This is a genomic window from Priestia megaterium (genome assembly GCF_046599315.1).
GTDB classification, from domain to species: Bacteria; Bacillota; Bacilli; order Bacillales; family Bacillaceae_H; genus Priestia; species Priestia megaterium_F.
Window position 1 is genome coordinate 478,585 of record NZ_JBKIKC010000002.1, and the last position, 23,436, is coordinate 502,020.

Annotated in this window: 25 protein-coding genes; 6 read left to right on the forward strand and 19 right to left on the reverse strand. The window is 37.8% G+C overall.

From position 1 onward, the window contains the following. Window positions 1-100 precede the first annotated feature (100 nt). The 3 genes from ACLHDF_RS09800 to ACLHDF_RS09810 all read right to left on the reverse strand — a co-directional run bounded on the left by ACLHDF_RS09800 (window position 101) and on the right by ACLHDF_RS09810 (window position 3,443). The gene (locus ACLHDF_RS09800) at window positions 101-1,078 is read right to left on the reverse strand and encodes an alpha-ketoacid dehydrogenase subunit beta (RefSeq protein WP_413918668.1); all 978 of its coding nucleotides are present in this window, start codon (window positions 1,076-1,078) and stop codon (window positions 101-103) included. A gap of 3 nt (window positions 1,079-1,081) precedes the next feature. Next, window positions 1,082-2,197 carry a pyruvate dehydrogenase (acetyl-transferring) E1 component subunit alpha gene (gene pdhA / locus ACLHDF_RS09805; RefSeq protein WP_413918669.1) on the reverse strand — a complete coding sequence of 372 codons (1,116 nt, stop codon included), beginning with the start codon at window positions 2,195-2,197 and terminating at the stop codon, window positions 1,082-1,084. A gap of 580 nt (window positions 2,198-2,777) precedes the next feature. After that, window positions 2,778-3,443 (reverse strand): YkyA family protein, encoded by a 666-nt coding sequence (locus tag ACLHDF_RS09810; RefSeq protein WP_413918670.1) that lies wholly within the window; start codon window positions 3,441-3,443, stop codon window positions 2,778-2,780. A gap of 169 nt (window positions 3,444-3,612) precedes the next feature. Between ACLHDF_RS09810 and ACLHDF_RS09815 the strand changes: the two genes are divergently transcribed. Continuing rightward, complete coding sequence (locus ACLHDF_RS09815) at window positions 3,613-3,723, forward strand: YjcZ family sporulation protein (protein WP_413918671.1); 111 nt, start codon at window positions 3,613-3,615, stop codon at window positions 3,721-3,723. Window positions 3,724-3,897: 174 nt separating this feature from the next. Next, complete coding sequence (gene def / locus ACLHDF_RS09820; protein WP_413918672.1) at window positions 3,898-4,452, forward strand: peptide deformylase; 555 nt, start codon at window positions 3,898-3,900, stop codon at window positions 4,450-4,452. 29 nt (window positions 4,453-4,481) lie between these two features. Here the strand turns inward: def and ACLHDF_RS09825 are convergent, their stop codons facing one another. After that, complete coding sequence (locus ACLHDF_RS09825) at window positions 4,482-5,264, reverse strand: Cof-type HAD-IIB family hydrolase (protein WP_413918673.1); 783 nt, start codon at window positions 5,262-5,264, stop codon at window positions 4,482-4,484. A gap of 548 nt (window positions 5,265-5,812) precedes the next feature. Here ACLHDF_RS09825 and ACLHDF_RS09830 point away from each other — a divergent pair. Together ACLHDF_RS09830 and rnjA are read left to right on the forward strand one after the other, a co-directional pair. Then, the gene (locus tag ACLHDF_RS09830) at window positions 5,813-6,022 is read left to right on the forward strand and encodes a DNA-dependent RNA polymerase subunit epsilon (protein ID WP_413918674.1); all 210 of its coding nucleotides are present in this window, start codon (window positions 5,813-5,815) and stop codon (window positions 6,020-6,022) included. A gap of 5 nt (window positions 6,023-6,027) precedes the next feature. After that, window positions 6,028-7,695: a ribonuclease J1 gene (rnjA, locus tag ACLHDF_RS09835; RefSeq protein ID WP_413918675.1), complete on the forward strand. Its 1,668-nt coding sequence runs from the start codon at window positions 6,028-6,030 to the stop codon at window positions 7,693-7,695. 41 nt (window positions 7,696-7,736) lie between these two features. On the opposite strand, the gene ACLHDF_RS09840 is transcribed toward rnjA, so the two are convergent. The 6 genes from ACLHDF_RS09840 to ACLHDF_RS09865 form a co-directional block, all read right to left on the reverse strand. Next, complete coding sequence (locus tag ACLHDF_RS09840; protein ID WP_413918676.1) at window positions 7,737-8,399, reverse strand: potassium channel family protein; 663 nt, start codon at window positions 8,397-8,399, stop codon at window positions 7,737-7,739. Window positions 8,400-8,544: 145 nt separating this feature from the next. Further along, window positions 8,545-10,350, reverse strand: coding sequence for an ABC transporter ATP-binding protein (locus ACLHDF_RS09845; protein WP_413918677.1), 1,806 nt, complete (start codon window positions 10,348-10,350; stop codon window positions 8,545-8,547). Between the two features lie 15 nt (window positions 10,351-10,365). Continuing rightward, complete coding sequence (locus ACLHDF_RS09850; RefSeq protein WP_413918678.1) at window positions 10,366-12,102, reverse strand: ABC transporter ATP-binding protein; 1,737 nt, start codon at window positions 12,100-12,102, stop codon at window positions 10,366-10,368. A gap of 145 nt (window positions 12,103-12,247) precedes the next feature. Then, window positions 12,248-13,144, reverse strand: coding sequence for a phosphogluconate dehydrogenase (NAD(+)-dependent, decarboxylating) (gnd, locus tag ACLHDF_RS09855; protein ID WP_413918679.1), 897 nt, complete (start codon window positions 13,142-13,144; stop codon window positions 12,248-12,250). A 187-nt stretch (window positions 13,145-13,331) separates the two neighbouring features. Further along, complete coding sequence (locus ACLHDF_RS09860; protein WP_413918680.1) at window positions 13,332-13,778, reverse strand: TlpA family protein disulfide reductase; 447 nt, start codon at window positions 13,776-13,778, stop codon at window positions 13,332-13,334. A 101-nt stretch (window positions 13,779-13,879) separates the two neighbouring features. After that, a complete protein-coding gene (locus ACLHDF_RS09865; protein WP_014461006.1) occupies window positions 13,880-14,428 on the reverse strand; it encodes a peroxiredoxin in 549 nt (182 codons plus the stop codon). Between the two features lie 355 nt (window positions 14,429-14,783). Here ACLHDF_RS09865 and ACLHDF_RS09870 point away from each other — a divergent pair, with 355 nt between their 5' ends. After that, entirely contained in the window at window positions 14,784-15,647 is an 864-nt protein-coding gene (locus tag ACLHDF_RS09870) for a mechanosensitive ion channel family protein (RefSeq protein WP_413918681.1), read from the forward strand. Between the two features lie 35 nt (window positions 15,648-15,682). Here the strand turns inward: ACLHDF_RS09870 and ACLHDF_RS09875 are convergent, their stop codons facing one another. The 6 genes from ACLHDF_RS09875 to ACLHDF_RS09900 form a co-directional block, all read right to left on the reverse strand. Continuing rightward, window positions 15,683-15,928 (reverse strand): YkuS family protein, encoded by a 246-nt coding sequence (locus tag ACLHDF_RS09875; RefSeq protein ID WP_013056040.1) that lies wholly within the window; start codon window positions 15,926-15,928, stop codon window positions 15,683-15,685. A gap of 56 nt (window positions 15,929-15,984) precedes the next feature. Further along, complete coding sequence (locus tag ACLHDF_RS09880) at window positions 15,985-17,112, reverse strand: N-acetyldiaminopimelate deacetylase (RefSeq protein ID WP_413918682.1); 1,128 nt, start codon at window positions 17,110-17,112, stop codon at window positions 15,985-15,987. A gap of 145 nt (window positions 17,113-17,257) precedes the next feature. Next, a complete protein-coding gene (gene dapD / locus ACLHDF_RS09885) occupies window positions 17,258-17,977 on the reverse strand; it encodes a 2,3,4,5-tetrahydropyridine-2,6-dicarboxylate N-acetyltransferase (protein ID WP_013082280.1) in 720 nt (239 codons plus the stop codon). A 129-nt stretch (window positions 17,978-18,106) separates the two neighbouring features. Further along, window positions 18,107-18,985 (reverse strand): LysR family transcriptional regulator, encoded by an 879-nt coding sequence (locus ACLHDF_RS09890; protein ID WP_251395302.1) that lies wholly within the window; start codon window positions 18,983-18,985, stop codon window positions 18,107-18,109. Window positions 18,986-19,084: 99 nt separating this feature from the next. Next, the gene (gene cbpB / locus ACLHDF_RS09895) at window positions 19,085-19,540 is read right to left on the reverse strand and encodes a cyclic-di-AMP-binding protein CbpB (RefSeq protein WP_413918683.1); all 456 of its coding nucleotides are present in this window, start codon (window positions 19,538-19,540) and stop codon (window positions 19,085-19,087) included. 380 nt (window positions 19,541-19,920) lie between these two features. After that, window positions 19,921-20,157, reverse strand: coding sequence for a YkuJ family protein (locus ACLHDF_RS09900; protein WP_013056035.1), 237 nt, complete (start codon window positions 20,155-20,157; stop codon window positions 19,921-19,923). A 275-nt stretch (window positions 20,158-20,432) separates the two neighbouring features. Here ACLHDF_RS09900 and ACLHDF_RS09905 point away from each other — a divergent pair, with 275 nt between their 5' ends. Then, window positions 20,433-20,669, forward strand: coding sequence for a glutaredoxin domain-containing protein (locus tag ACLHDF_RS09905; protein ID WP_413918684.1), 237 nt, complete (start codon window positions 20,433-20,435; stop codon window positions 20,667-20,669). Between the two features lie 40 nt (window positions 20,670-20,709). Here the strand turns inward: ACLHDF_RS09905 and ACLHDF_RS09910 are convergent, their stop codons facing one another. From ACLHDF_RS09910 to fadH, 3 genes are all read right to left on the reverse strand, one after another. Next, window positions 20,710-21,180, reverse strand: a complete 471-nt coding sequence (locus tag ACLHDF_RS09910) for a DUF3993 domain-containing protein (protein ID WP_413918685.1) — start codon at window positions 21,178-21,180, stop codon at window positions 20,710-20,712. Between the two features lie 156 nt (window positions 21,181-21,336). Continuing rightward, complete coding sequence (locus ACLHDF_RS09915; protein ID WP_413918686.1) at window positions 21,337-22,548, reverse strand: EAL-associated domain-containing protein; 1,212 nt, start codon at window positions 22,546-22,548, stop codon at window positions 21,337-21,339. A gap of 105 nt (window positions 22,549-22,653) precedes the next feature. Continuing rightward, complete coding sequence (gene fadH, locus ACLHDF_RS09920; RefSeq protein ID WP_413918687.1) at window positions 22,654-23,418, reverse strand: 2,4-dienoyl-CoA reductase; 765 nt, start codon at window positions 23,416-23,418, stop codon at window positions 22,654-22,656. Window positions 23,419-23,436: the final 18 nt, after the last annotated feature.

Genomic DNA, 23,436 nt, shown 5'->3' on the forward strand with positions numbered 1-23,436 from the left:
GTCTTCACCCTCCTAGTTAGTTGCGTTCAATTTGTTAGTGTTTATTTTATCTAAGACAGAAATCAGCACAAAGCTGATTTCTGTCACAGTAAAATGCTAATTAAAATTCAAGTACTTTCTTAGCTGTTTCAACGATATCTTTGTGGTCTGGTAACCATACGCCCTCAGCTTGAGAGAATGGGAACACAGTATCTGGTGCTGTTACACGTAATACTGGTGCTTCCAAACTTAGGATTGCACGATCGTTAATTTCAGCTACAACGTTAGCTGCGATACCAGCTTGTTTTTGAGCTTCTTGAACTACTACTACGCGACCAGTTTTTTCAACTGATGCAAGAATTGTATCGATATCTAAAGGTTGAACTGTACGTAAGTCAACTACTTCAGCAGAGATACCTTCTTTTTCTAGTTCTTCAGCTGCTTTTAATGATGAGTGTACCATTGCACCGTAAGCGATAAGCGTTACGTCTTTACCTTCACGTTTCACATCAGCTGTACCTAAATCAATTGTGTATGATTCTTCAGGTACTTCCTGACGGAATGAACGGTAAAGCTTCATGTGCTCTAAGTATACAACCGGATCGTTATCACGGATTGATGAAATTAAAAGACCTTTTGCATCGTATGGAGTTGAAGGAATTACAACTTTTAGACCAGGTTGAGATGCTACGATACCTTCTAAGCTATCAGCGTGAAGTTCTGGTGTATGAACGCCTCCACCGAATGGTGAACGGAATGTGATTGGTGCATTCCAGCGACCGCCAGAACGGTAGCGCATACGTGCAGCTTGACCTGATACAGAATCAAGTACTTCGTATACGAAACCAAAGAATTGAATTTCAGGAACCGGACGGAAACCTTGAGTCGATAGACCTACAGCAAGACCACCGATACCAGATTCAGCTAATGGCGTATCGAATACGCGATCTTCGCCGAACTCTTGTTGAAGACCTTCAGTCGCACGGAATACTCCACCGTTTACGCCAACGTCTTCACCAAAAACTAATACGTTTTCGTCGTTTTTCATTTCTGTGCGTAACGCATCAGTAATCGCTTGAATCATTGTCATTTGCGCCATGGCTTACTTCGACTCCTTCTCTTTGTAGATTTCATATTGCTCTTGTAAGTTTGAAGGCATAGTTTCGTACATGATTTCCATTAAATCTGTAACTTTTTGTTTTGGATAATCGTCAGCCTTCTTAATAGCTTGTTTGATATCTTCTTTAGCTTGCTCGATTACTTTGTTTTCTTCTTCTTCATTCCAGATGCCTTTAGCTTCTAAGAATTTACGGAAGCGAACAAGTGGATCTTTCTTTTCCCACTCAGTGTCAAGCTCAGCTGTACGATAACGAGTTGGATCGTCACCAGCCATTGTATGTGGACCATAACGGTAAGTTAGTGTTTCAACTAAAGTTGGACCTTCACCGTTTACTGCACGCTCACGAGCTTCGCTTACTGCAACGTATACTGCTAGTGCATCCATACCGTCTACTTGAACGCCTGGGATACCAACAGCTGCTGCTTTTTGAGCGATTGTACGTGCTGCAGATTGCTTTTCAACTGGCGTTGAAATTGCAAAGCGGTTGTTTTGTACAACAAAGATTGCTGGAGCTTTGAATGCACCTGCAAAGTTCATACCTTCGTAGAAGTCACCTTGTGAAGCTCCACCGTCTCCTGTATAAGTGATAGCTACTGCTTTTTTACCGCGTTTTTTAAGACCTAATGCCACACCAGCAGTCTGCACGATTTGTGCACCGATGATGATTTGTGGAGAAAGTACATCTACACCTTCTGGCATTTGGTTACCGTGGAAATGACCACGAGAGAATAAAAACGCTTGATATAATGGAAGACCATGCCAAATTAACTGAGGTACATCACGGTACCCAGGTAAAATGAAGTCTTCTTTTTCTAAAGCGAAATGTGAAGCGATTTGAGAAGCTTCTTGCCCAGCAGTTGGTGCATAGAAACCTAAACGACCTTGACGGTTCAATGAAATTGAACGTTGATCAAGAATACGAGTGTATACCATGCGAGTCATTAACTCTTTTAATTTTTCGTCAGATAAATCTGGCATCGCTGATTTATTTACTACTTCGCCCTCTTCATTAAGAATTTGGAACGTTTGGTACTGCTCAGCGATTTTATCAAGTTGCTTTGATACATCAATAATAGCTTTTTTAGTTTTAGCAGCCATCTAAGTCACCTCTTCCTTTCATTTAAGCCGTATAAATTCATTTTACTAATCAAACAAACATACACGCTTTTAGAATGCCCCAAATGGACAAGTAAAAGTCATATTTTGTCGAGTAGCCTTTTGAATTCGCTAATCCTTAACACTTCTATGTATCCCCCAGCGAATTCCGTGCAAACATTTACGTAAAAGGAAAGTTTAAGCGAAACGAGCGTTTCGTTAAACTGTATTAATTATTTTGCAAAAATGATTAATACAACACTTACTACGCTAACTAGTTTACAATACACTAAAACAGTTCGTCAATGCATTTACATCAAGAAATTACGCTTTTTTAGTTTGTGAAATAAAACACATAAAAAAGACATGCTGTACTATTACACAGATACAAACTGTATTATATGTTTTATAATAACCTTCTCTCTTTTTACCTCTGCACATCTCCTATCTTGCCACAAATAAGCGATTTTTTAAAACAATAACCTTTTGTAATTTTTACTTGAATTGTGTCGAAATCCTTTCTTCATTTCAGAAAACCTTCCTTTTCAGTCAAAAAAAAGACCTGTAAACTTTACAGGTCTTTTTATTTATCCTCACCATTTTCCACCTTTAACTTCGTTTTGTTGTAAAAATCTTCTTTGGCTTTGTTGTAGTCAGCTGTTAATGTATTAAACGTTTCTTTTTTCTTTTCAACTTCTTTATAAGTAGCATTAATCGAAGCAATTTGAGTTTCAAGATTCTCTAATTTCACATTGTCTTTTTCAAATAGCGTATATAGCTGACGATCTAATTCGATGGAATGAAGATAGGCATCATGTAAGGACTGGTAGGCTTTATAACGCTTTTTCATTAACGAAGATAGTTCAAGCGCTTCGTCTTTTGCTTTGCCATCCTCTAATTTTTGAATCTTAGGCTCTGTAGCTTCGAATTGTTTTTGTGAAGCGTTGATGCTTTTTTCTTCTTTTTGTAATTTACTTTCACGCTCATTTAATAACTGCTGGGCTTTTTGTGCTTTATTTTTTATTTTCTTTTTATCTTTAATCCCTAGCTGAATAATTTGGTCGTATATTGCATTTTCTTGCTGTTCTAAATCAGCTAACGGTTTTTGCTGATCGGCAAATTGCTTTTCTTGTGCTACCACTTTTTCTAATCCATTATATACCTCAAGTTCAGGCGATGAGCCTTCTGCACAGGCTGCTAGTGACAGAGCAGCCATGCCGATAATTATATATCTTCCGACGCATTTCATATCTGGTAAATCCTCCCTTATACATGGGTCATTATACAATTTTTGTAGGAAATTAGCAATTTCTCTACACCCTTTTTCCACCTTTTAATATATTATACTAACCCAATCGTGAAAAAAAGGGAGTTTATTACTTTTTACCTTGGGATTGATAACTACGGGAGGTTATATTATGTGGGGCTACGGTGGATATGGCTGCGGGGGTTCTAACAAGGGCTTTGTTTTATTAATTGTATTATTCATTTTATTAGTTATTATCGGCTGCAGCTGTGGCGGTTGGTAATCATACACTAAAAGCGGCTAACGGTCGCTTTTATTTTTTCCTATGCATGTTTTTCCATATGCGTGATACATATAACTAGTAGAAACATTTATGTGGTCAAGGTCGAGCTAATGACTTTTTTATACGGATTTGGTACACTTTATACCTATAAATTAGCCTAGGGAGATGTGAAAGTTGATTACAATGAACGATATTATTCAAGACGGACACCCAACGCTGCGAGAAGTAGCACAAGAAGTACCGTTACCTGCTTCTGAAGAAGACAAAGAGATTTTATATAGCTTATTAGAATATGTAAAAAACAGCCAAGACCCGGAAATTGCTGCTAAATATGGGCTGAGATCTGGTATCGGCCTCGCCGCTCCTCAAATTAATGTATCAAAACGAATGATTGGTGTACACGTCACGGATGAAAAAGGTAAGCTATACAGCTATGCATTATTTAATCCTAAGATCATTAGCCATTCAGTAGAAAAAACGTACCTTGCAGGCGGTGAAGGCTGTTTGTCTGTCGACCAAGACATCCCAGGATTTGTTCCTCGATATGCACGTATTACTGTAAAAGGCACAACACTTGAAGGTGAAGAGGTAAAAATTCGTTTGAAAGGCCTTCCCGCTGTCGTATTCCAGCACGAAATTGATCATTTAGACGGAATTATGTTTTATGATTACATTAATAAAGAAAATCCATTTCAAGAACCGGAAAATGCTTTTCCATATGAACGCTAAAAAACGCGAGCTAGAGCTCGCGTTTTTTCTTACTTTAATAACCCTACTAGCTCTAATCCGTGAAGAATACCATCTTCTGCCACATCTTTTGTTACAAGGTTAGCAACTTCTTTCACAACTTCTTCCGCATTTCCCATCGCTACGCCATTTCCGACAAATTCCAGCATTTCGATATCGTTTAAGCCGTCTCCAAATGCATATACATCTTTTTTGTCAAAACCAAGTTTGTTAATCATTGTTTCAATTCCTCGTGCTTTTGATCCACCTTTTGGCAGAACGTCAGTAGAAAATTCATGCCAGCGAATAAAGTCAAATTTCTTGAATTTTTCTTCATAAGGAGCTTCTTCTCCCGCCGTACAGAACAAAAGCGATTGATAAATTTCACGCTCTTCAAAATAAGAAGGATCGTGCTGAGGGTGCGTAAAGCCAATTTTCAGCGTGCTAATGCTGGACTCAATATAGTCATGAAACTCAATGTTTGATTTCATACCTTCATGATCCATGTACACGACAGGATGATCATGCTCGACGGCAAAAGCCGTTAAATGTTGAAGCTCTTCTTTATTTAACGGCTTTTTGTAAAGAACTTCTCCATTTAAGACAATGTACTGACCATTAAAGCTAATATATGTTTGAATATCCAACTCTTCACGCAGATCTTTAAACATAAAAGGAGCTCTTCCAGTTGCAATTGCCACTTCATGCCCCTGCTCTTTTAGCAGCTTTACAGCTTTTTTCGTAGAAGCAGGAAGTTTTTTATCATGATCCAATAACGTTCCGTCAATATCAAAAAAAATAATCTTTCGTTTCACGTTTATCACCTTATTTTTTATAATTTTTTCTCTCTTTGTTAAGCCTTTCCAATTATATCAAACAAGCTTTGATTTCTCTATAAATGGACGTTCTTATTTACTGTTTTCCATATTTAACCATGAAAAACCTTTTCCTTTTCATCATATAATAAAAGTACAGAGAGAGACAGGCAGGTATTGCAAAAAAACAAAGGAGCTGAAAAATCATGTTAAAAGATTTTCGAAAAAGGCTGCTAAAACGCTGGAATGAATTATTGCGTAAAAAAACGATGGCATAAGCGATTTTTTTAGGGCTTTCTATTGTAAAATTTGCAGAGTGTGTGTCTGCATCGTACAATGGAATAGCCCTTATTTTCTATATGGCCGGAAAATATAGTCTTGTATCCGTTTCCTATTAATATTATTCTATAATTAATTGACTTGTTATATTTAGATGACTAAAATGTAGTGAAAGCAAGTTTCTTTAGAAAATACATGAAATACATACACATTTTATAATATAATAAAATAAGTTATTTGAATTTCGGAATTAAGGAGAGATTTTTGTTATGATTTTTAAAGTTTATTTTCAAGAAAAAATGAGTGAAGTACCTGTACGTGAAAATACAAAAACAGTGTATGTGAACGGAGACTCTGAGCGTAACGTTCGTCAAAAGTTAAAAGCGCGTTCAATTAATATTGAGTTTGTTCAAGCAGTGACAGGAGACTATCTAGAATATGAACAACAGCATGAAGATTTTAAAGTATTGGAGATATGATGAAGATGAAATTTGTAAAAAATAATCAAACGGCAGTTTTCGCCCTGGGTGGACTAGGCGAAATCGGTAAAAATACGTATGCCGTACAGTTTCAAGATGAAATTATTCTTATCGATGCAGGAATTAAATTCCCTGAAGATGAGCTTTTAGGAATTGACTACGTTATTCCTGACTACAGTTATTTAGTGAAAAATGCAGATAAAATCCGTGGCCTTTTCGTTACACACGGTCATGAAGATCATATCGGCGGAATTCCTTACTTATTAAGAGAATTAAACATTCCTATTTATGCAGGGAAATTAGCCCTTGGGCTGCTTCGCAACAAATTGGACGAGCACGGGTTGCTTCGTACAGCTCAGCTTCATGAAATTACCGAAGATGACGTAATTAAATTCCGCAAAACATCGGTAACGTTCTTCCGCACAACTCACAGTATTCCTGATTCTTACGGAATTGTGGTAAAAACACCAAACGGACAAATCGTACATACAGGAGATTTCAAGTTTGATTTTACACCAGTGGGCGAACCGGCTAACTTAACGAAAATGGCAGAAATCGGTAAAGAAGGCGTTCTATGCTTGCTTTCAGACAGTACAAACAGTGAAATTCCTAACTTTACAATGTCTGAGCGTCGCGTAGGTGACAGCATTCATGACATTTTCCGTAAAGTAGACGGACGCATTATTTTTGCAACGTTTGCTTCAAATATTCACCGTTTACAGCAAGTAGTTGAAGCAGCCGTATTGCATAACCGTAAAATTGCTGTATTCGGACGCAGCATGGAAGCAGCTATTGAGATTGGTCAACAGCTTGGATATATTTCATGTCCAAAAGATACGTTCATTGAACCTTCTCAAATTAACCGAATCCCAGCTAACCGCGTGACTATTTTATGTACAGGCAGCCAAGGAGAACCGATGGCAGCGCTATCTAGAATTGCAAACGGCACTCATCGTCAAATTCAAATTATTCCTGGAGATACGGTTGTATTTTCATCTTCACCTATTCCAGGAAATACAGTAAGTGTTAGCAAAACAATTGATATGTTATTCCGCGCAGGAGCAGAGGTTATTCACGGTGCTCTAAACGATATTCATACTTCTGGACACGGTGGACAGGAAGAGCAAAAATTAATGCTTCGTTTGATGAAACCAAAATACTTTATGCCAATTCACGGTGAGTATCGCATGCAAAAAATGCACATCAAACACGCAACAGATTGTGGAGTACCTGAAGAAAACTGCTTCATTATGGATAATGGAGAGGTTCTTGCTTTAAGTGACAGCGAAGCTTCAGTAGCTGGCAAAATCCCTTCAGGCTCTGTATATATTGACGGAAGCGGAATTGGTGACATTGGTAACATCGTACTTCGTGACCGCCGCATTTTATCTGAAGAAGGCCTTGTTATTGTGGTTGTAAGTATCAATATGAAAGATTTCAAGATCGCTGCTGGTCCAGACATTATCTCTCGTGGTTTTGTTTATATGCGCGAATCTGGCGATTTAATTAATGATGCACAATCTCTTATTACAAAACACTTGAACAAAGTAATGGAACGTCGTACGTCACAATGGTCTGAGATTAAGAATGAAATCACAGATACATTGGCTCCATTCCTTTACGAAAAAACAAAGCGCCGTCCAATGATTTTACCGATCATTATGGAGGTTTAATAAAAAAAGAGCGGATGCGATCGCATCCGCTCTTTTTTAGATTAAGCATTGGCAAATTTATTTTCGAAGCGGTTAATATCTGCATCTGCTCCAATAACAATCAACACGTCCCCTTCTTGAATCGTTTCTGACGCTTGAGGCGAAACGATGATATCTCGATCGCGCTTAATAGCTACAATGTTAATGCCATATTTCGCACGAATGTCTAACTCAATTAACGTATTGCCAGCCATTCTTTTGCTCGCTACTAATTCTACAATGCTGTGTTCTTCAGATAGCTCTAAATAATCTAGCACACTGTTTGAAATCATATTATTGGCAATTCTTCGTCCCATATCTCGTTCAGGATGCACGATAAAATTAGCCCCAATTTTTGATAGTACTTTGGCATGATAATCATTTTGAGCCTTTACCGTTATTTTTTCAACGCCCAGCTCTTTTAGAATAAGGGTCGTCAAAATACTTGCCTGAATATTATCACCGATAGCTACGATAACATGGTCAAAATTGCGAATTCCTAAACTTTTTAGAACCCCTTCGTCCATCGAATCGCCTACCACTGCGTGGGAAGCAACGTTAGCATACTCATTTACCTTTTCTTCATCAATGTCAATCGCCAGAACTTCCATTCCTTGATCACTTAACGTTTTACAAATACTTCCTCCGAATCTACCTAATCCGATAACTGCAAATTCTTTTTTCATTTAAATTCCTCCATTATGTACAGGAAAAAATCTGAACTACCGTTATTTTACCACAATTCTTTTATACCAACCTCATTTCCCCTGAAAGACGCTTATACTTTCCTATCTCTCACAGAAAAACAGAAAGATTAGCTCTTTCTGTTTTTCAAGCTGTAGCATGGGTTTGAACAAGATAATAATACACGCCTTTTTGCTGCATAAGCTCCACGTGATTCCCTGTCTCAATAACGCTTCCGTGATCTAATACAACGATATTATCTGCTTCTCTTATAGTAGATAACCGATGAGCAATCATGATGGCTGTTCTTTCTTGTAACAGCGTTTTAAGCGCCTGTTGAATTTTCACTTCTGTTTCTGTATCGATGCTTGCTGTCGCTTCATCTAAAATGATAATACGAGGATTAGCCAACAGCGTTCGAGCGAACGAAATCAGTTGACGCTCCCCTACGGATAAGACGTTTCCCCGCTCTTCTACTTCTGTATCATAGCCTTTTTTCAGACGCTTTATAAAATCCGCAGCTCCTACCGCTTCTGCTGCCTTGATCACTTCATCATCAGTAGCATCCGGTTTTCCAAACCGAATGTTTTCCATAATGGTTCCTGAAAAAATAAATGTTTCTTGCAGCACAATACTAATTTGCGCTCGTAAACTCGCTAAAGTAATGTCTTGGATAGGCATATTATCAATTAAAATTTGCCCTTCACTCACATCATAAAAACGCGTAATTAAATTAGCAATGGATGTTTTCCCAGATCCAGTATGCCCCACTAAAGCAACCGTCTGCCCTTCTTTTATTTCAATTGATACGTTATTTAGAGCTTTCCGCTTCCCATCATACGAAAATGAAACATGCTTGAACTCAACTTTTCCTTTCATATCCTCTAAAGGCGTAGCGGTTTCCAAGTCTGCGACGAGAGGTTTTTCATCTAAAAATTCAAAAATGCGTTCGGATGAAGCCATTCCCATTAATAACTGATTGTACACTTGCCCTAAACGAGAAATCGGTTCCCAAAACATCCCAAGATAAAAAGCAAATGATACAAAAATCCCAATTGTTAGCCGTTCATCTTGAATAAGTACAACACCGAACCAAATCAAAATAGCCGTTCCAACAGCATTTGTGAGTTCTACAAACGGTCTAAACATAGCATTCTTTCGAGTAGCTTGCCTCCAACTCTCATAATTTTCACTGTTTATACGTTCAAAAAACAGCATATTTTCTTGTTCTTGAGCAAATGATTGAGTGACACGAATGCCTTGAATACTCTCATTTAAATGTGAATTTAACACTGACTGTTTCATACGAACAACTTGCCATGACCGACGGATTCTTCTTCTCAACTTTGTAGAAATCAAAAACATAATCGGTAAAATGACTAAAACAGCACATGTCAAAGCAGGACTGAGAGAAAATAATATAACCACAATCCCCACTAACAATAAGAAGTCCATAAATAGGTTAACTACCCCGTTGGTAAATAAATCTTGAAGAGAGTTAATATCATTCATAATCCTTACAAGAATAGAGCCTCCTGAACGTGTATCAAAAAAACGGTGCGACAGCCCTTGAACATGCGTAAATAAATGCTTTCTTAAATCATATATAACATGCTGTCCAAGTTGGTTCATCCATTTAATTCGAAAGACATTCGCAATAGACGATAGGACATACAAGCTAAAAATTATGATAACTAACTGCATGAGCAGCGTGCTGTTCTTGTCTTTTACAGCATGATCAAGCGTATATACACCTATCAAAATAGGAATAGCAAGTCTAATTACCGTAGTGATAATGACCATAAAAAACGAGAAAGGAAGCAAGTTTTTTCGATATGGATGAAGATAACGAAACAAGCGGGCCATTTGCTTCCAGTTAAACATCTTATCAATGATTTGATCTGTTTGATAATAAAAGCGCTCTCGAACAACTTTATTTTTTTCGGCTTCCATTCTATTCCTCCCTTGTTAGACGTTCATCACCGACGTATTGCTTTCATATTGAATATCATAAATATTTTTATAAATCCCTTGCTTTTGAATGAGCGTTTCGTGGTTTCCTCTCTCTTTTATACGACCCTCATGTAAGACCAAGATTTCATCGGCATGTCTCAAAGAAGAAAGGCGATGTGCGATAATAAACGTAGTACGATTTTTCATCACTTCTTTTAAAGCCAATTGAATTTCTCTTTCTGTTTTCATATCAACGGCACTCGTGGCATCATCTAATACTAAGATGCTAGGGTTTAAGATAAGCGCTCGTGCAATCGCAATGCGCTGCTTTTGTCCACCTGATAACCCCAGTCCTCTCTCTCCCAGCATCGTGTCGTATCCATCTGGAAGCTCCATAATAAAGTCATGCGCCTGTGCTCGTTTTGCAGCATTAACAATGTCTTCTCTAGAAATCCCTGGCACGCCATAGGAGATGTTGGTCCCTATACTGCTTGAGAACAGAAACGTTTCTTGAAGTACAAAGCCAATTTCTTTCCGGAGAACAGAGAGTGGATACTCTTTAATCGGACGATGGTTAACTAAGATTTGTCCTGAAGTGGGTTCGTAAAACCTCGTGAGCAGCTGTGTTAAGCTTGTTTTGCCGGCTCCAGTTGCTCCAATTAAACCTACTACTTTCCCTTTAGAAGCAGAAAATGATATGTTCTCAAGCGATTTTTTTTCTTCGTTTGGATAGGATAAGCTAACATGCTGAAACTCGACCGTTCCATTAATAGAGAAACTTCCGGAATGCTCATGGACTTTTTCTTCTTCTTCTAAAATTTCTAATAGCCTTTCGCCTGAGGCTTTAGACTGTGAAAACATATTAATAACAAACCCTAGATTCATAATAGGCCACATCAAATAAGAGGTTAAGCTAAAGAAAGCAACAAGCTCCCCCGGGTGTACGCTGCCGTTCATAACAAGCGCTCCTCCGTACGCAAGGAGACCCACAATAGATAAATTCCCTATAAATTCCATTAACGGGAAATAAGTTGCCCACACATTCGCTGTTTCAATGTTTCGATTTTTATAAACCCCATTGGAATCGTTAAATTTGGAGGTTTGAAATTTTTCTCTTGATAATGATTTGACCGTCTGTATCCCGCTTATATTTTCTTGAACATTTGTATTAAGGTCCCCAAACGATTGGCGAATTAAGCGAAACGCTGGATGGACGCGTTTATCAAAACGATAAACAGCTACTCCTAAAAAAGGCAGCAAGCAGATTGTGATAAGAGTGAGTGAAATAGAGTAATAGAACATAACGGAAAAGCTGGCAGTAAGTAAAATAACGAAGCGAATTAATTCTGAGAAGCCAAAGGATAGAAAAAAGCGAAATCCTTCTACGTCAGCTGTCAACCTGGACATCAAGTCCCCTGTTTTAGCGTTGTCATAATAAGAAAAAGGTAAATATTGAAGTTTGCGGTAAAGTTTATTGCGAAGAGTATACACGGACTTAATCCCAAATAAGTCACCGTAATATTGCTGAATATATGTAAAAATACCTTTGACGATCATCAATCCAATAAAAATAAATGCTACATTATCGACTAGCTGATATTGTTTTCCTAACACAATATGATCAATCGTATATTGCAACACAATAGGGTAAATCACAGTGATTGAGGTTACAAATAACAAACAAATAACAGAATAGAAAAAGTACATTCGGTACGGCAAATAAAAATCTTTTAGTTTTTTAAACGTTCCCATATACCCCGTCCTTTCCCTTGGATAAAATGTGCCACATATATTTAAATATATCGGTTCCCGAAATAAATTACCATAATTTTTAGATATTTTATCAAAAAAAGGTAAATAGTCATAAAAAAAGATCAGCTCATCGCTGATCTTTTTTTTATTGTTTTTCCACTGCATGTCCACCGAATTCATTGCGAAGTGCGGCAACTACTTTACCTGTAAACGTATCATCTTCAAGTGAGCGATAGCGCATCATTAACGATAGAGCAATAACTGGCGTTGGCACTTGTAAATCTAAAGCTGACTCAACCGTCCATTTTCCTTCACCAGAAGAATGCATGACTCCTCGAATACTGTCAAGTTTCGCATCTTTTGAAAATGCGCGTTCCATTAATTCGATTAACCATGAGCGAATAACTGAGCCATTATTCCATACGCGGGCTACAGCTTCATAGTCATAGTCAAATTCACTTTTCTCTAACACATCAAATCCTTCGGCAATTGCTTGCATCATGCCGTACTCAATTCCATTATGAACCATTTTCAAGAAGTGACCACTTCCTGCTGCACCTGAATAGAGATAGCCGTTGTCTACGTTGATGTCGCGGAAAATAGGTTCGATTGTAGCAAATGCTTCTTTATCTCCCCCAATCATCATACAAGCGCCATTTCGAGCACCTTCCATTCCGCCGCTTGTTCCAACATCAAAGTAGTGAATTCCTTTTTCAGCAGAAGCTGCAGCACGTCGTACAGAATCTTTATACTTGGAATTACCGCCTTCGATAATCATATCTCCTTCTTCAAGTAGTTCTTGGAGCTCGGAAATTACTTTTTCCGTTAGCTCCCCAGCCGGAACCATTACCCAAGCAATGCGTGGTTTTTCTAATTTGCTTACTAATTCTTTAATTGAAGAAGCACCTTCTGCTCCCTTTTCTGACACTTTCTGTACTGCTTCGTTGTTAACATCAAATGCTACCACAGAATGGTTATGATCTAGTAAATTTAATACTAAATTTGCTCCCATTTTTCCTAAACCAATCATACCTAATTTCATATGTAAATTACCTCCAATAGTAAGTTTCGTATCATGTTGTTAGTGTTAGTATGGTGTAAACTCACAAGAAAAAATCCACATTTTTATATTTCTTTTATCAGTTACTTCCTATACACAAAAAAGAAAAACATTCGATGCAAGTTCTACTAAGCATCGAATGCTTTTCACCTGTTACAATTGCCTGTATTTATTCGTTCTCGCCTAATACACGATTCACGCGCTTTTCAAGCATTTTCATACCACTTCCGCCAGCTTGGAAATGGCGTAGCTGACCTGTTTTGTCAAATACGTAATATGCCGGTACATATTGATTTTCAAATGCATCCGTTAATTTATGTTCACTGTCTACAAAAATCGGCTGCGTAATATCATGTTCTGCTGCTACTTCTTTAATTTTTGTTAAATCTAAATCATCTTCAGAGCGCGGCATATGAACTGCTACTACGTTTAATTGTTCTTTGTATTGATCGCGAAATTCGTTTACTTGAGGCATTGCTTCTTTACATAAATGACAGCTTACTGACCAAAAATGAATAAGCGTTGGCTTTTCGCCGATTAGCTGCTCTTTTGTTACCTCTCCGTTTAACCATTCTGTAGCGCCCTTTAATTCAGGCATTGGCTGACGTAATTTCATGAATAAAAGCCTCCCTTATTTTTACTATTATTGACTATATGTTCTTTATTATTCGATGAAAAAAGGCCTAACGTGGACGTTAGACCTTTTAAACGTTGTGCTTATGCGTTTAAAGTAGCTTGACCTGGTTTCCAGTTAGCTGGGCAAAGTCCGCCAGTTTGTAACGCTTGAAGAACACGTAAAGTTTCATCAACGTCACGGCCAATATTGTTGTGGTTTACAACTGAATATTGTAATTCGCCTTCTGGGCTGATGATGAATAAACCGCGAAGTGCTACACCTTCTTCTTCAATTAAAACGCCGTACTCACGAGAAACAACGTGATTTGTATCAGCTGCTAATGGATATTTAAGATCACCTAAACCATTATCTTTACGATCAGTGTTGATCCAAGCTAAGTGTGTATGGATTGTGTCTGTAGAAACACCGATTACTTCTGCGTCAAGATCTTCAAACTCATCATAACGGTCAGAAAGTGCAGTGATTTCTGTTGGACATACAAATGTAAAGTCCATTGGATAGAAGAATAATACTGTCCATTTGTCATTCTTAATATTTTCTTCTAAGCTAACTTTACCGAATTCTTTGTTTGATAATACAGCTTCCATTTCAAAGCGTGGAGCTTGTTTACCTACCATACGTTCTGGCATACATGATCCCTCCAAATAATTATTAAATGAGAAAATGTATAAAACATTCTCACTTATGTACTGTTATAACGGTTTTCATTATAATAGATATTGTTTTTTTAGTCAATATTAATTAAGAATGAATTTAAACAACACCCTATAATGATAACATAATTGTTATGCCCTCCTTTGAGGCAAGTTAAACCCAGGCTTCAGCAAAAGAATGCTATAAAAGGGTTGCATTTATTTACCTTCTCAGTTTAGCATGTCTAATATCGGGAATAAACAAATGTGCTCATACTCTTACAAAATCTTTTCCACAGAATAGATTCCCACTTACACTATTGAAACAGAACATAGGAAGGATGAACAAATTATGTTTAAGATGCAAGACATAAACTGGGAACATCTTCTTACCAATGCTGGGGTTATTGTGTTAAAACTTATTGCAATTACCATTGTATTTTTACTTGTACGAGCAGTTGGTAAAAAAATTATTGAACGTTCCTTTGATAAAATGAGTGAGCGTGAAAATGCTACGCGCGGCCGTATGCTTACACTCAAAAGTTTAACCGTTAATGTGTTTTCATATGTACTTATTTTTATTTTTGTCGTCATGTTGCTTGAAGCAGTTAATATCCATGCAACAGCTCTATTAGCAGGTGCCGGGGTTGTGGGTTTAGCAATCGGGTTCGGTGCTCAAGGACTTGTTAGCGACGTTGTAACAGGTTTCTTTTTACTTCTTGAAAAACAGCTTGATGTAGACGACTATGTAACAACTGGAAGTTTTTCAGGAATTGTCGAATCAGTAGGTCTTCGTACTACTCAAATTCGCGGATTTGATGGAACTCTTCACTATGTGCCTAACCGTGAAATTACAAGCTTAAGCAATCATTCCCGAGGCAATATGCGCGCACTAATTGATATTGGTATTTCGTATGATGATGATATTGACAAAGCTATTTCCGTACTAGAAAAAGTATGCGAGCGCGTTGCTGCGACAAACGAAAACATTGTAGAAGGACCAAGCGTCATAGGAGTTCAGGGCCTAGGTGCATCCGACGTTGTGCTTCGCGTAGTAGGCAAAGCTAAAAACGGTGAACAGTGGGGTGTTGAACGTCAGCTGCGCAAAGAATTTAAAGAGGCGTTTGACGCAAACGGTATTGATATTCCATTCCCTCATCAAGTAAATATTGATAAAACACAGCCTGAAGATGCCAAGCAGCCTCAGCATGCATAAAAAATAGCCGAAGGATTTATCCCTTCGGCTTTCTTTTATCCTTGGACCTTGTTGCCTACTTGCTGACAAATTTCTTCTGCCGTTAATCCGCTAGCTGTAATAACTGAGCCTTGCGTTACTGCATCGGAAATCCCCATTACGTTTGAATCCTGTCCTGTTACAACACAGCAATCGCACCCTTGTGCATCACTTTCGTTGCGTAATTGTACCACTTCATGTCCGAGCTGCTGAAGTGCAGCCTGTACATCTGTTAAACCGTATTCTACACCAATTCGTGCCATCGTTGCCCACCTCCTCATGCTATTAATTTAGCCATAAGGAAAAATGATTATACGATTTATTGATTGCCTTTATGTTCAAAATATTGCGTAATAAGTGAAATTGCAATATCTATTGCTTCTTCATGAGGCTGCAGCTTTGCATGATGAAGGCCATATTCAGACTGAACGCCAAGCCAAAACATAAGTCCAGGAATATCTTTTAGCATATAGCCAAAATCTTCTCCTGTCATTGCTTCTTTGCACTCAATAACATCCACGTTCGTTTGCATTTTGGCAAACTCCATAAACTCTTCCGTAACTTCATGATGATTATATACTTGGTGATACATACAGCCATAATCAATGGCTGTTTCACACTGATACCCTACCTCTACCCCTTTAACAATCGCTTCAATTCGCTCTTTAACACGCTTCATTGATTCAGGAGATAGCGTACGAATGGTCCCTTCTATTCGAGCTCGCTCCGCAATAATATTTTGAACCGTCCCACCTTGAATTTTCCCTACTGTAATTACAGCGCTGTCTAACGGATCAACGTTGCGAGCGACAATTGTTTGAAGCTGTGAAACAAGCTGACATGCAGCAACCACCATATCATTTGTTGTATGTGGATAAGCAGCATGACCGCCTTTTCCTTTTAAATCAATAAATAACTCAGACGTGTTAGCAAATAGTAACCCTTCCTTCAGCGCAATTGAGCCAACCGGATATTCAGGTGCTACGTGGAGGGCGAAGATGAAATCCGGAAGCCATTCTTTCATGATGTCGCTTTGGAGCATTGGCTGCGCTCCGCCGGGACCTTCCTCTGCAGGTTGGAAGATGAACAGTAGATTATCTTTGATTTCGCGCTGAGCAAAGTAAGTTAGTACTCCTAGCCCAATGGCCATATGCATATCATGTCCGCAGGCATGCATGAGTCCTTCATGCTGTGATTGAAAAGAATAATTGGTTTCTTCTGTAATAGGAAGACCGTCAATATCCGCTCGGTAGCCTATTGTTTTAGTTGGGTTTGTACCATGTACTTTAACAAAGATTCCTGTTTTCCATGTCTTCACTTCTAAGCGCTCTTGCGGAAGATTTTTAATATAGTCAAGCAAAAAACGCTGTGTTTTTACCTCTTTGAACCCTAATTCAGGAATTTTATGTAGCTCTCTTCTTATTTTCACAAATTCATTTTCAGCCATGTGTATATCCTCCTCACGAAATAAAGAAGAAAGCGTGGTTACCCACGCTTTCAACTTGTCCATATGACAATGTTTAAGGATTCAGGATCTGAATCGCTAAAACCTTTTAATTCAGCAAAGAAAAAGCGCAAACTAATCGTTTTTCTTATTCTTCGTTTAACTGACGCAATTCTTGCTTGATTTCTGTTTTAGACTTTGTTTTTTCGTCAATTTCTTTAATAACGCGAGCCGGCGTACCTGCTACTACTGTGTAAGGAGCTACATCTTCTACTACAATTGCACCTGCAGCAACTACAGCACCTTTACCTACTGTTACACCTTCAAGAACAACAGCATTAGCACCAATTACTACATCATCTTCTACTACAACTGGTTTTGCAGAAGGTGGCTCAATAACACCAGCTAATACAGAACCTGCGCCGATGTGACAGTTTTTACCTACTGTTGCACGACCACCAAGTACTACATTCATGTCAATCATTGTTCCTTCACCGATCACAGAGCCGATGTTAATAGATGCACCCATCATAATAACAGCGTTATCACCGATTTCAACTTGATCACGAATAATAGCGCCTGGCTCAATACGAGCTTTGATTCCTTTCATATCTAATAAAGGAATCGCAGAGTTGCGGCGATCGTTTTCAATTACATAGTCTTCAATTTTTCCTTCGTTTGCTTCAATAGCAGCTTTGATTTCTTTCCATTCACCAAATACCACACCTGTGTTGCCCGTTACGAATGTTTTAGAAGAAGAACCAAAGTCAATTCCTTCTACTTCACCTTTTACGTAAACTTTTACCGGTGTTGATTTTGTGCTGTTTTGAATAAATGAGATAATCTCATTAGCATCCATCATTTTCATTATGTATTCCTCCTAAGTAAGCAATGTCTCATTTAATGTAACAAAATGCTTTCACAATGACAAGCATCATTATCGTTTTAATAAAAAGATAACGATTGCAAATAAAAAAAGCGAGCACATGAGCTCGCTTTAGACCGTTTCTCTTACATATTCACGTACGATATCGACAAATGCTCGAACTTGCTTCAGTTTAAACGCTGATTCATACCCAACTAAGGAAGTGTCTCGCGTAATTGGTTCCCCATTTGCTTTTAGAAGCGGCGTCCGGTGAATATGGTTTCCAGCTTCTTTAATAGCAATTGATGGTAAAATAGCGAAGCCAAGACCATTTAAAGCCATTTGCTTACACGTCTCAATCTGATCGACTACAATCGTACGCTTCGGTGTAGTGTGAAACTCTCGATGCCACCATTCTAAAATTTCTTGGTAATACGTTGAGTCACTTTTAAATTGAATAAATGGTCGATGAGTATTTACTACTTCCGCTGCCCTTTCAATTTCTGAATCAACTAGATAAAGAGGATCTGTAAACAAATGTTCTTTGACGCCTTTCCAATCCGGGTTTCCACGTATGATTCCAATATGTACCTCATCTTCGTACAGATAACGAAGCATTTCACTGCTCCAGCCGGTTACAAGGGAGATTTTAGCATGTGGATAGCGATCCATATATCGTTTTAACACCGCCGGTAGCCAGTGCTGTCCAATAATCGAAGCCACCGCTAGTTTGAGTGTACCATATACTTCATTATCTAAATGATGCAAGTCCTCACGAACCCGATCTTCTTTTTCTACCACTTCTTTTGCAAATTGAACAATCTTTTCTCCAGCAGGCGTTAATGACAGTCCTTTTTGCGAACGAATGAAGATTTGTGTATCCCATGCTTTTTCAATGGTTTGCAGCCTCTGTGATAAAGCTGGTTGCGATACAAATAATCTCTCTGCAGCTTTTCTCATATTTAATTCTTGAGCTAATACAACGAGCATTCGACATTCTATTAATTGCATTCAGTTATTCCTTTCAAGCCTCTTTTTACTTTCATTTTACCTTTATCATATAAGAAAAAAACGGAGAAAGATAGGCTCAAACATCATTTCTTAAAAAAATTATTGAAATGACTCCTTCGGAAGAATAATGGAGTGTTTTCTTAATGACTTTAACAAATTTCTTCGTGTTAAAATCCCTTCAAAAATGCCCTCTTCATTCTCTACGCATAAAAAAGGGTGGTTAATCATGGCATTCATGACTTTCTGTATGGATTTTTTCATGGAGATCCGAGGAACGTTTTGGTTCATAACTTCTTCTACTTTCATGGTTTCTAATCGTTCAAATTCGATGCGCTTTAATCCTAAAATTGAATCTAAAATAAGCGTCATGCTCACGAACCCCTGCAGCTGAAATCTTGGATTTAATACGGGAATGGACGTATATCCAGTCTTCGTTAACACAAGCAAAGCATGTTCTAAATTATTTCCCACTTGAACATGAGCGACTTTATCAGAAGTAACAAGCAAATCTCGAATCTCAATTTGATTTAACTGATTTTGATTAATATCAATCATTTATGCATTCTCCTTTCGTTTCTTACAACTTCCACGTGTGTAAAGAGAAAAAGAACAAGCTACAAAATGAAAATAGCTTGCTTACGTAAATGCAAATCTTTAAGAGAACATAGTAGCAGAAGCCCTTAATGTTCTCCCTATATGCTAAGTCTAGATTTTTTTAAAACAAGTGTCAACGAAAGTTCAGAAGTATCTGAATATTTTATTTAAGTTTTTTTACAGCACTCGACCCGTTCCATCTATTTCTCAGAAAATCTGCTTTCACGTTGTCGATATTTATCGGTAAAATAGGGCAGAAGCCACCGCAAAAATCCATAAGCAGTAACAAAAAAATGCCGCAAAGTATAAAGTCCTTTGCGGCATTCGTTTTGCTTTATCCCTTAATGAATAAGTTCAAAAATTTCAATTGCAATCATATCAACGTTATCAAATTGATAAACGGCTGGTTTTTCACCATCTTGATATACTTCAAGTTCGTATGTTTCAGTTTTTGCATGATATTTCACGCTGCAAATTCTTTTTCCCTCTACTTCGAAGAAGCGTTGTGGCGCTTCACTTCCACTTGCTTGCTCACGGAGATTCACAAGACGAGTTAAAATACCTTGTAATTGTGACATATAATCTCTCCTTTCACCTATTACATCATTACGCATTCGACTTTTCTACAATATCAATTCAAATAAATGCTTTATCTAAACTAATACTTAAAAGACACCATTTCACTATATGCCACATACCAAAAAAACACAAGTACTTTACGTGATTTTTCGTAAGAAAATGCCTTATTATAGCGATACATGTCGTTTTTTATTATAATAACATAGCGATATACTATGTATCATACAAAACTTCAGTCTAACATCATTCATTTTGATATAGGGAGGTGCTTTCATTGAAATCTATAGAGTTATACACACAACCAGCTTGCCCACCTTGCGAAATTGTTAAACAGTTTTTGCAGCATCACCACGTTTCCTATAAAGAATTTGATATATCTAAAGATGCTTCTGCTCGGAAACGAATGATTACCGAGTTAGAGTCTTATTCCACTCCGACCATTCGTATTGACCAGGAAATCATCAGAGGATTTGATCTTCAAACGCTTGAGAAACTTCTTAACATCGGGTAACGGAAACACTCAAAATAAGCTCTCCCGGCTATTTTGAGTGTTATTTACTATATATAAACTTTTGCACTTTCCATACCCCTTGTTTTTTTACTAAGGTAATCATTTCATAATGATCTTGATATTTTACCCGTTCATTATGCACAGACGGAAAAAATTGATAGACATAAGCTTTATTTTGATTGGAATAAAGAGCTACCTTCGTCTGTTCATCGAAAGAAAAAAAAGGGATATAGTGTGTTAAATATTCAGGTCCTTCTCCGACATACCCTTGAGCTTTTTGTAGGAGAGCCTCATTAAAAAACATAGATGCATACTTATCATCTAAAAACAATTTCAGCTCACGAGCAGCGTCTTGATTATGATGGGAAGATGCAAATCTTAGCTGAGCCTGATAAGCATCCTGCAAATTTGTAAAGATTTTATGCCTAATCTCTCCTGATACTTCTGCATGTACAGATTTTCCTGAGTACGAGATAATCAGCAAAAAGACAAGTAAGCATACTTTCTTCAAATTAAATCAGCTCCTTAACTTCTTTTTTATTAGAATTCCGAAATTCTCCCTGCCTATGCATATCTCTATAGCGGACTGCCGTTTCTCTTCTAAAGAACAGAAAAAACCGGCAACCACTCTCGCTAGTTGCCGGTTTAACTTCAACTTACTTCTTCTTTATAAAACGTCTCTTTCGTATAAAAATGAATATGAAATATCAAGAAATATATAGTGCATATTATCAATCGGATACGAAAAAGTTCGGATATTTTCACCCGTTTCAATATCATTATACAAATCTGATAATATTCCTTTTTTTTCATAGCTCATTCGAATAATATTCTCAAGAAAGTATGGGCGCCAGCTCCAATTTTTCTTTACATATTCAGGCTCAAGAACCCAATCTTCGTTTTTCTTTACATAGTTAGATGACTTTTGAAATCCATTTTCATCGCAAATGTAAAGACGAAAACACACGTTGGATAGTTCTTCTGCAATAACGGGCAGCATATCGTCATACGTTTCTAGCTTTCTGCATTTTGTCATTACCTGCTGCATTTTATCTTGAAAGCGTTCTGTCAGCTGATAAACAGCAAGCAGCTTTTTCTTTTCATGAGCGATATACATTTCAAAACGTTCTTTTAGTTTATCCTTTAAGACGTTCGGATCTACAAGTTCAGCAGCCGGCTTATGTAAATAATAACCTTGAAAATACCTGCCCCCGTTTCTCCATGCATATTGCAGCTGATAGGAGGCTTCTATATCTTCATATAGAAGCGTAGCACCCATTTTTCGTGCTAACAGCGATAAAGAGTACAATACGTCTTGATACGACTGTGCCATATCCGTTTGTCTCAGAATATGTAAATCTACTTTTAAAACATCTGGTGAAAGCAACCCAATCCTATCTAGATTACTACTTTCTTTTCCTATATTATCAATTGCAATCTTAATACCATATGTTTGATAATACTTTAGTAAGTGTTGAAGTGATTCCAAATCTCCACTAAAATTGTGTTCTGTAATTTCGAGAACAATTCGATCAAGTGACAACCCTTTATTTTCGAAAAGTTGCAATAATTCTAGCAAGGATTCTCCATGATCGTTCATTAATAAATTAGGATTCTGGTTAATAAAAATTAAAAATTGTTCTTCCTGGGTCAACATATGCTCGAGCGCTTGTGTTAAAACAGCATAATCAACTTCTATGCGATATTCATCCGGAATCGCATCATCATGAAAAAATGGGCCAAGACTTTCAATTTCCCCTTCATTTTGAAATCTCGCCAACACTTCATAGCCAATTACTCTATGTCCATCTGCACTAAAAATTGCTTGATAATACGGAAGAGTTTTCTCTATGTTTGTTAACACATCTAACGGGTCCACTCAACTCTCCCCTCTCCTTGTTCACTTTACGTTAGTATAATACGAATAGCATAATTTTGCTAGTCCTTCTCGATTTGCTTTATACTTTTTAGTGCGTATCCGAGCTTAAAAAGGATGCTGATTTAGCCATTGTCCCCCGTCCATTGTGATGCATTCCCCATTGATATAAGACGCTTCATCGGAAAATAAGAAACTAGCTAATCCCGCTATTTCTTCAGGAGTTCCAAGGCGTCCTAAAGGTACAGAACTCAATGTACGCGCTTTCATTTTTTCTGATTCAAATAACTTATCGGCTCCTCCTGTTCGCTCAATAGGACCTGGCGCAATCGCATTTACCCGTATACCATATTTCTTTCCCCACTCCACTGCAAGCGTGCGCGTCATAGTTAAAACACCCGACTTTGCACAAGCTGAATGAATAACACCTGCTCCTGCGTTCCATGCATATGTAGCCACAATGTTTGTAATGGCCCCTTTTGTACCTTTTTCAATCCAATATTTCCCCACCGCAGAGCTGCAATAAAATGTACCATTTAATACGATGTTAATCACGCTGTTCCATCCGTTAATAGATAAGTCTTCAGCTGCACATATAAAATTACCCGCAGCATTATTAACTAAAAAATCAATTTGTCCAAATGCCTTGTCTGTTTCTTGAATCATTCGTTCAACATCTTCTGGATTGCGTACATCCATCACTACTGAAAGTACCTTTCCATCAAACGTTTTAATCTCATTCTCCGTCTCTTGTAATCTATCGGCTGACCTACCTGTGATCACCACGTGAGCACCTTGTTCTGCAAATCGCTTTGCCATATGTTTTCCCATTCCGCTTGAACCGCCAGTAACAATTACGACCTTGTTCTTCAATTTATCTTCCTCCCTAAA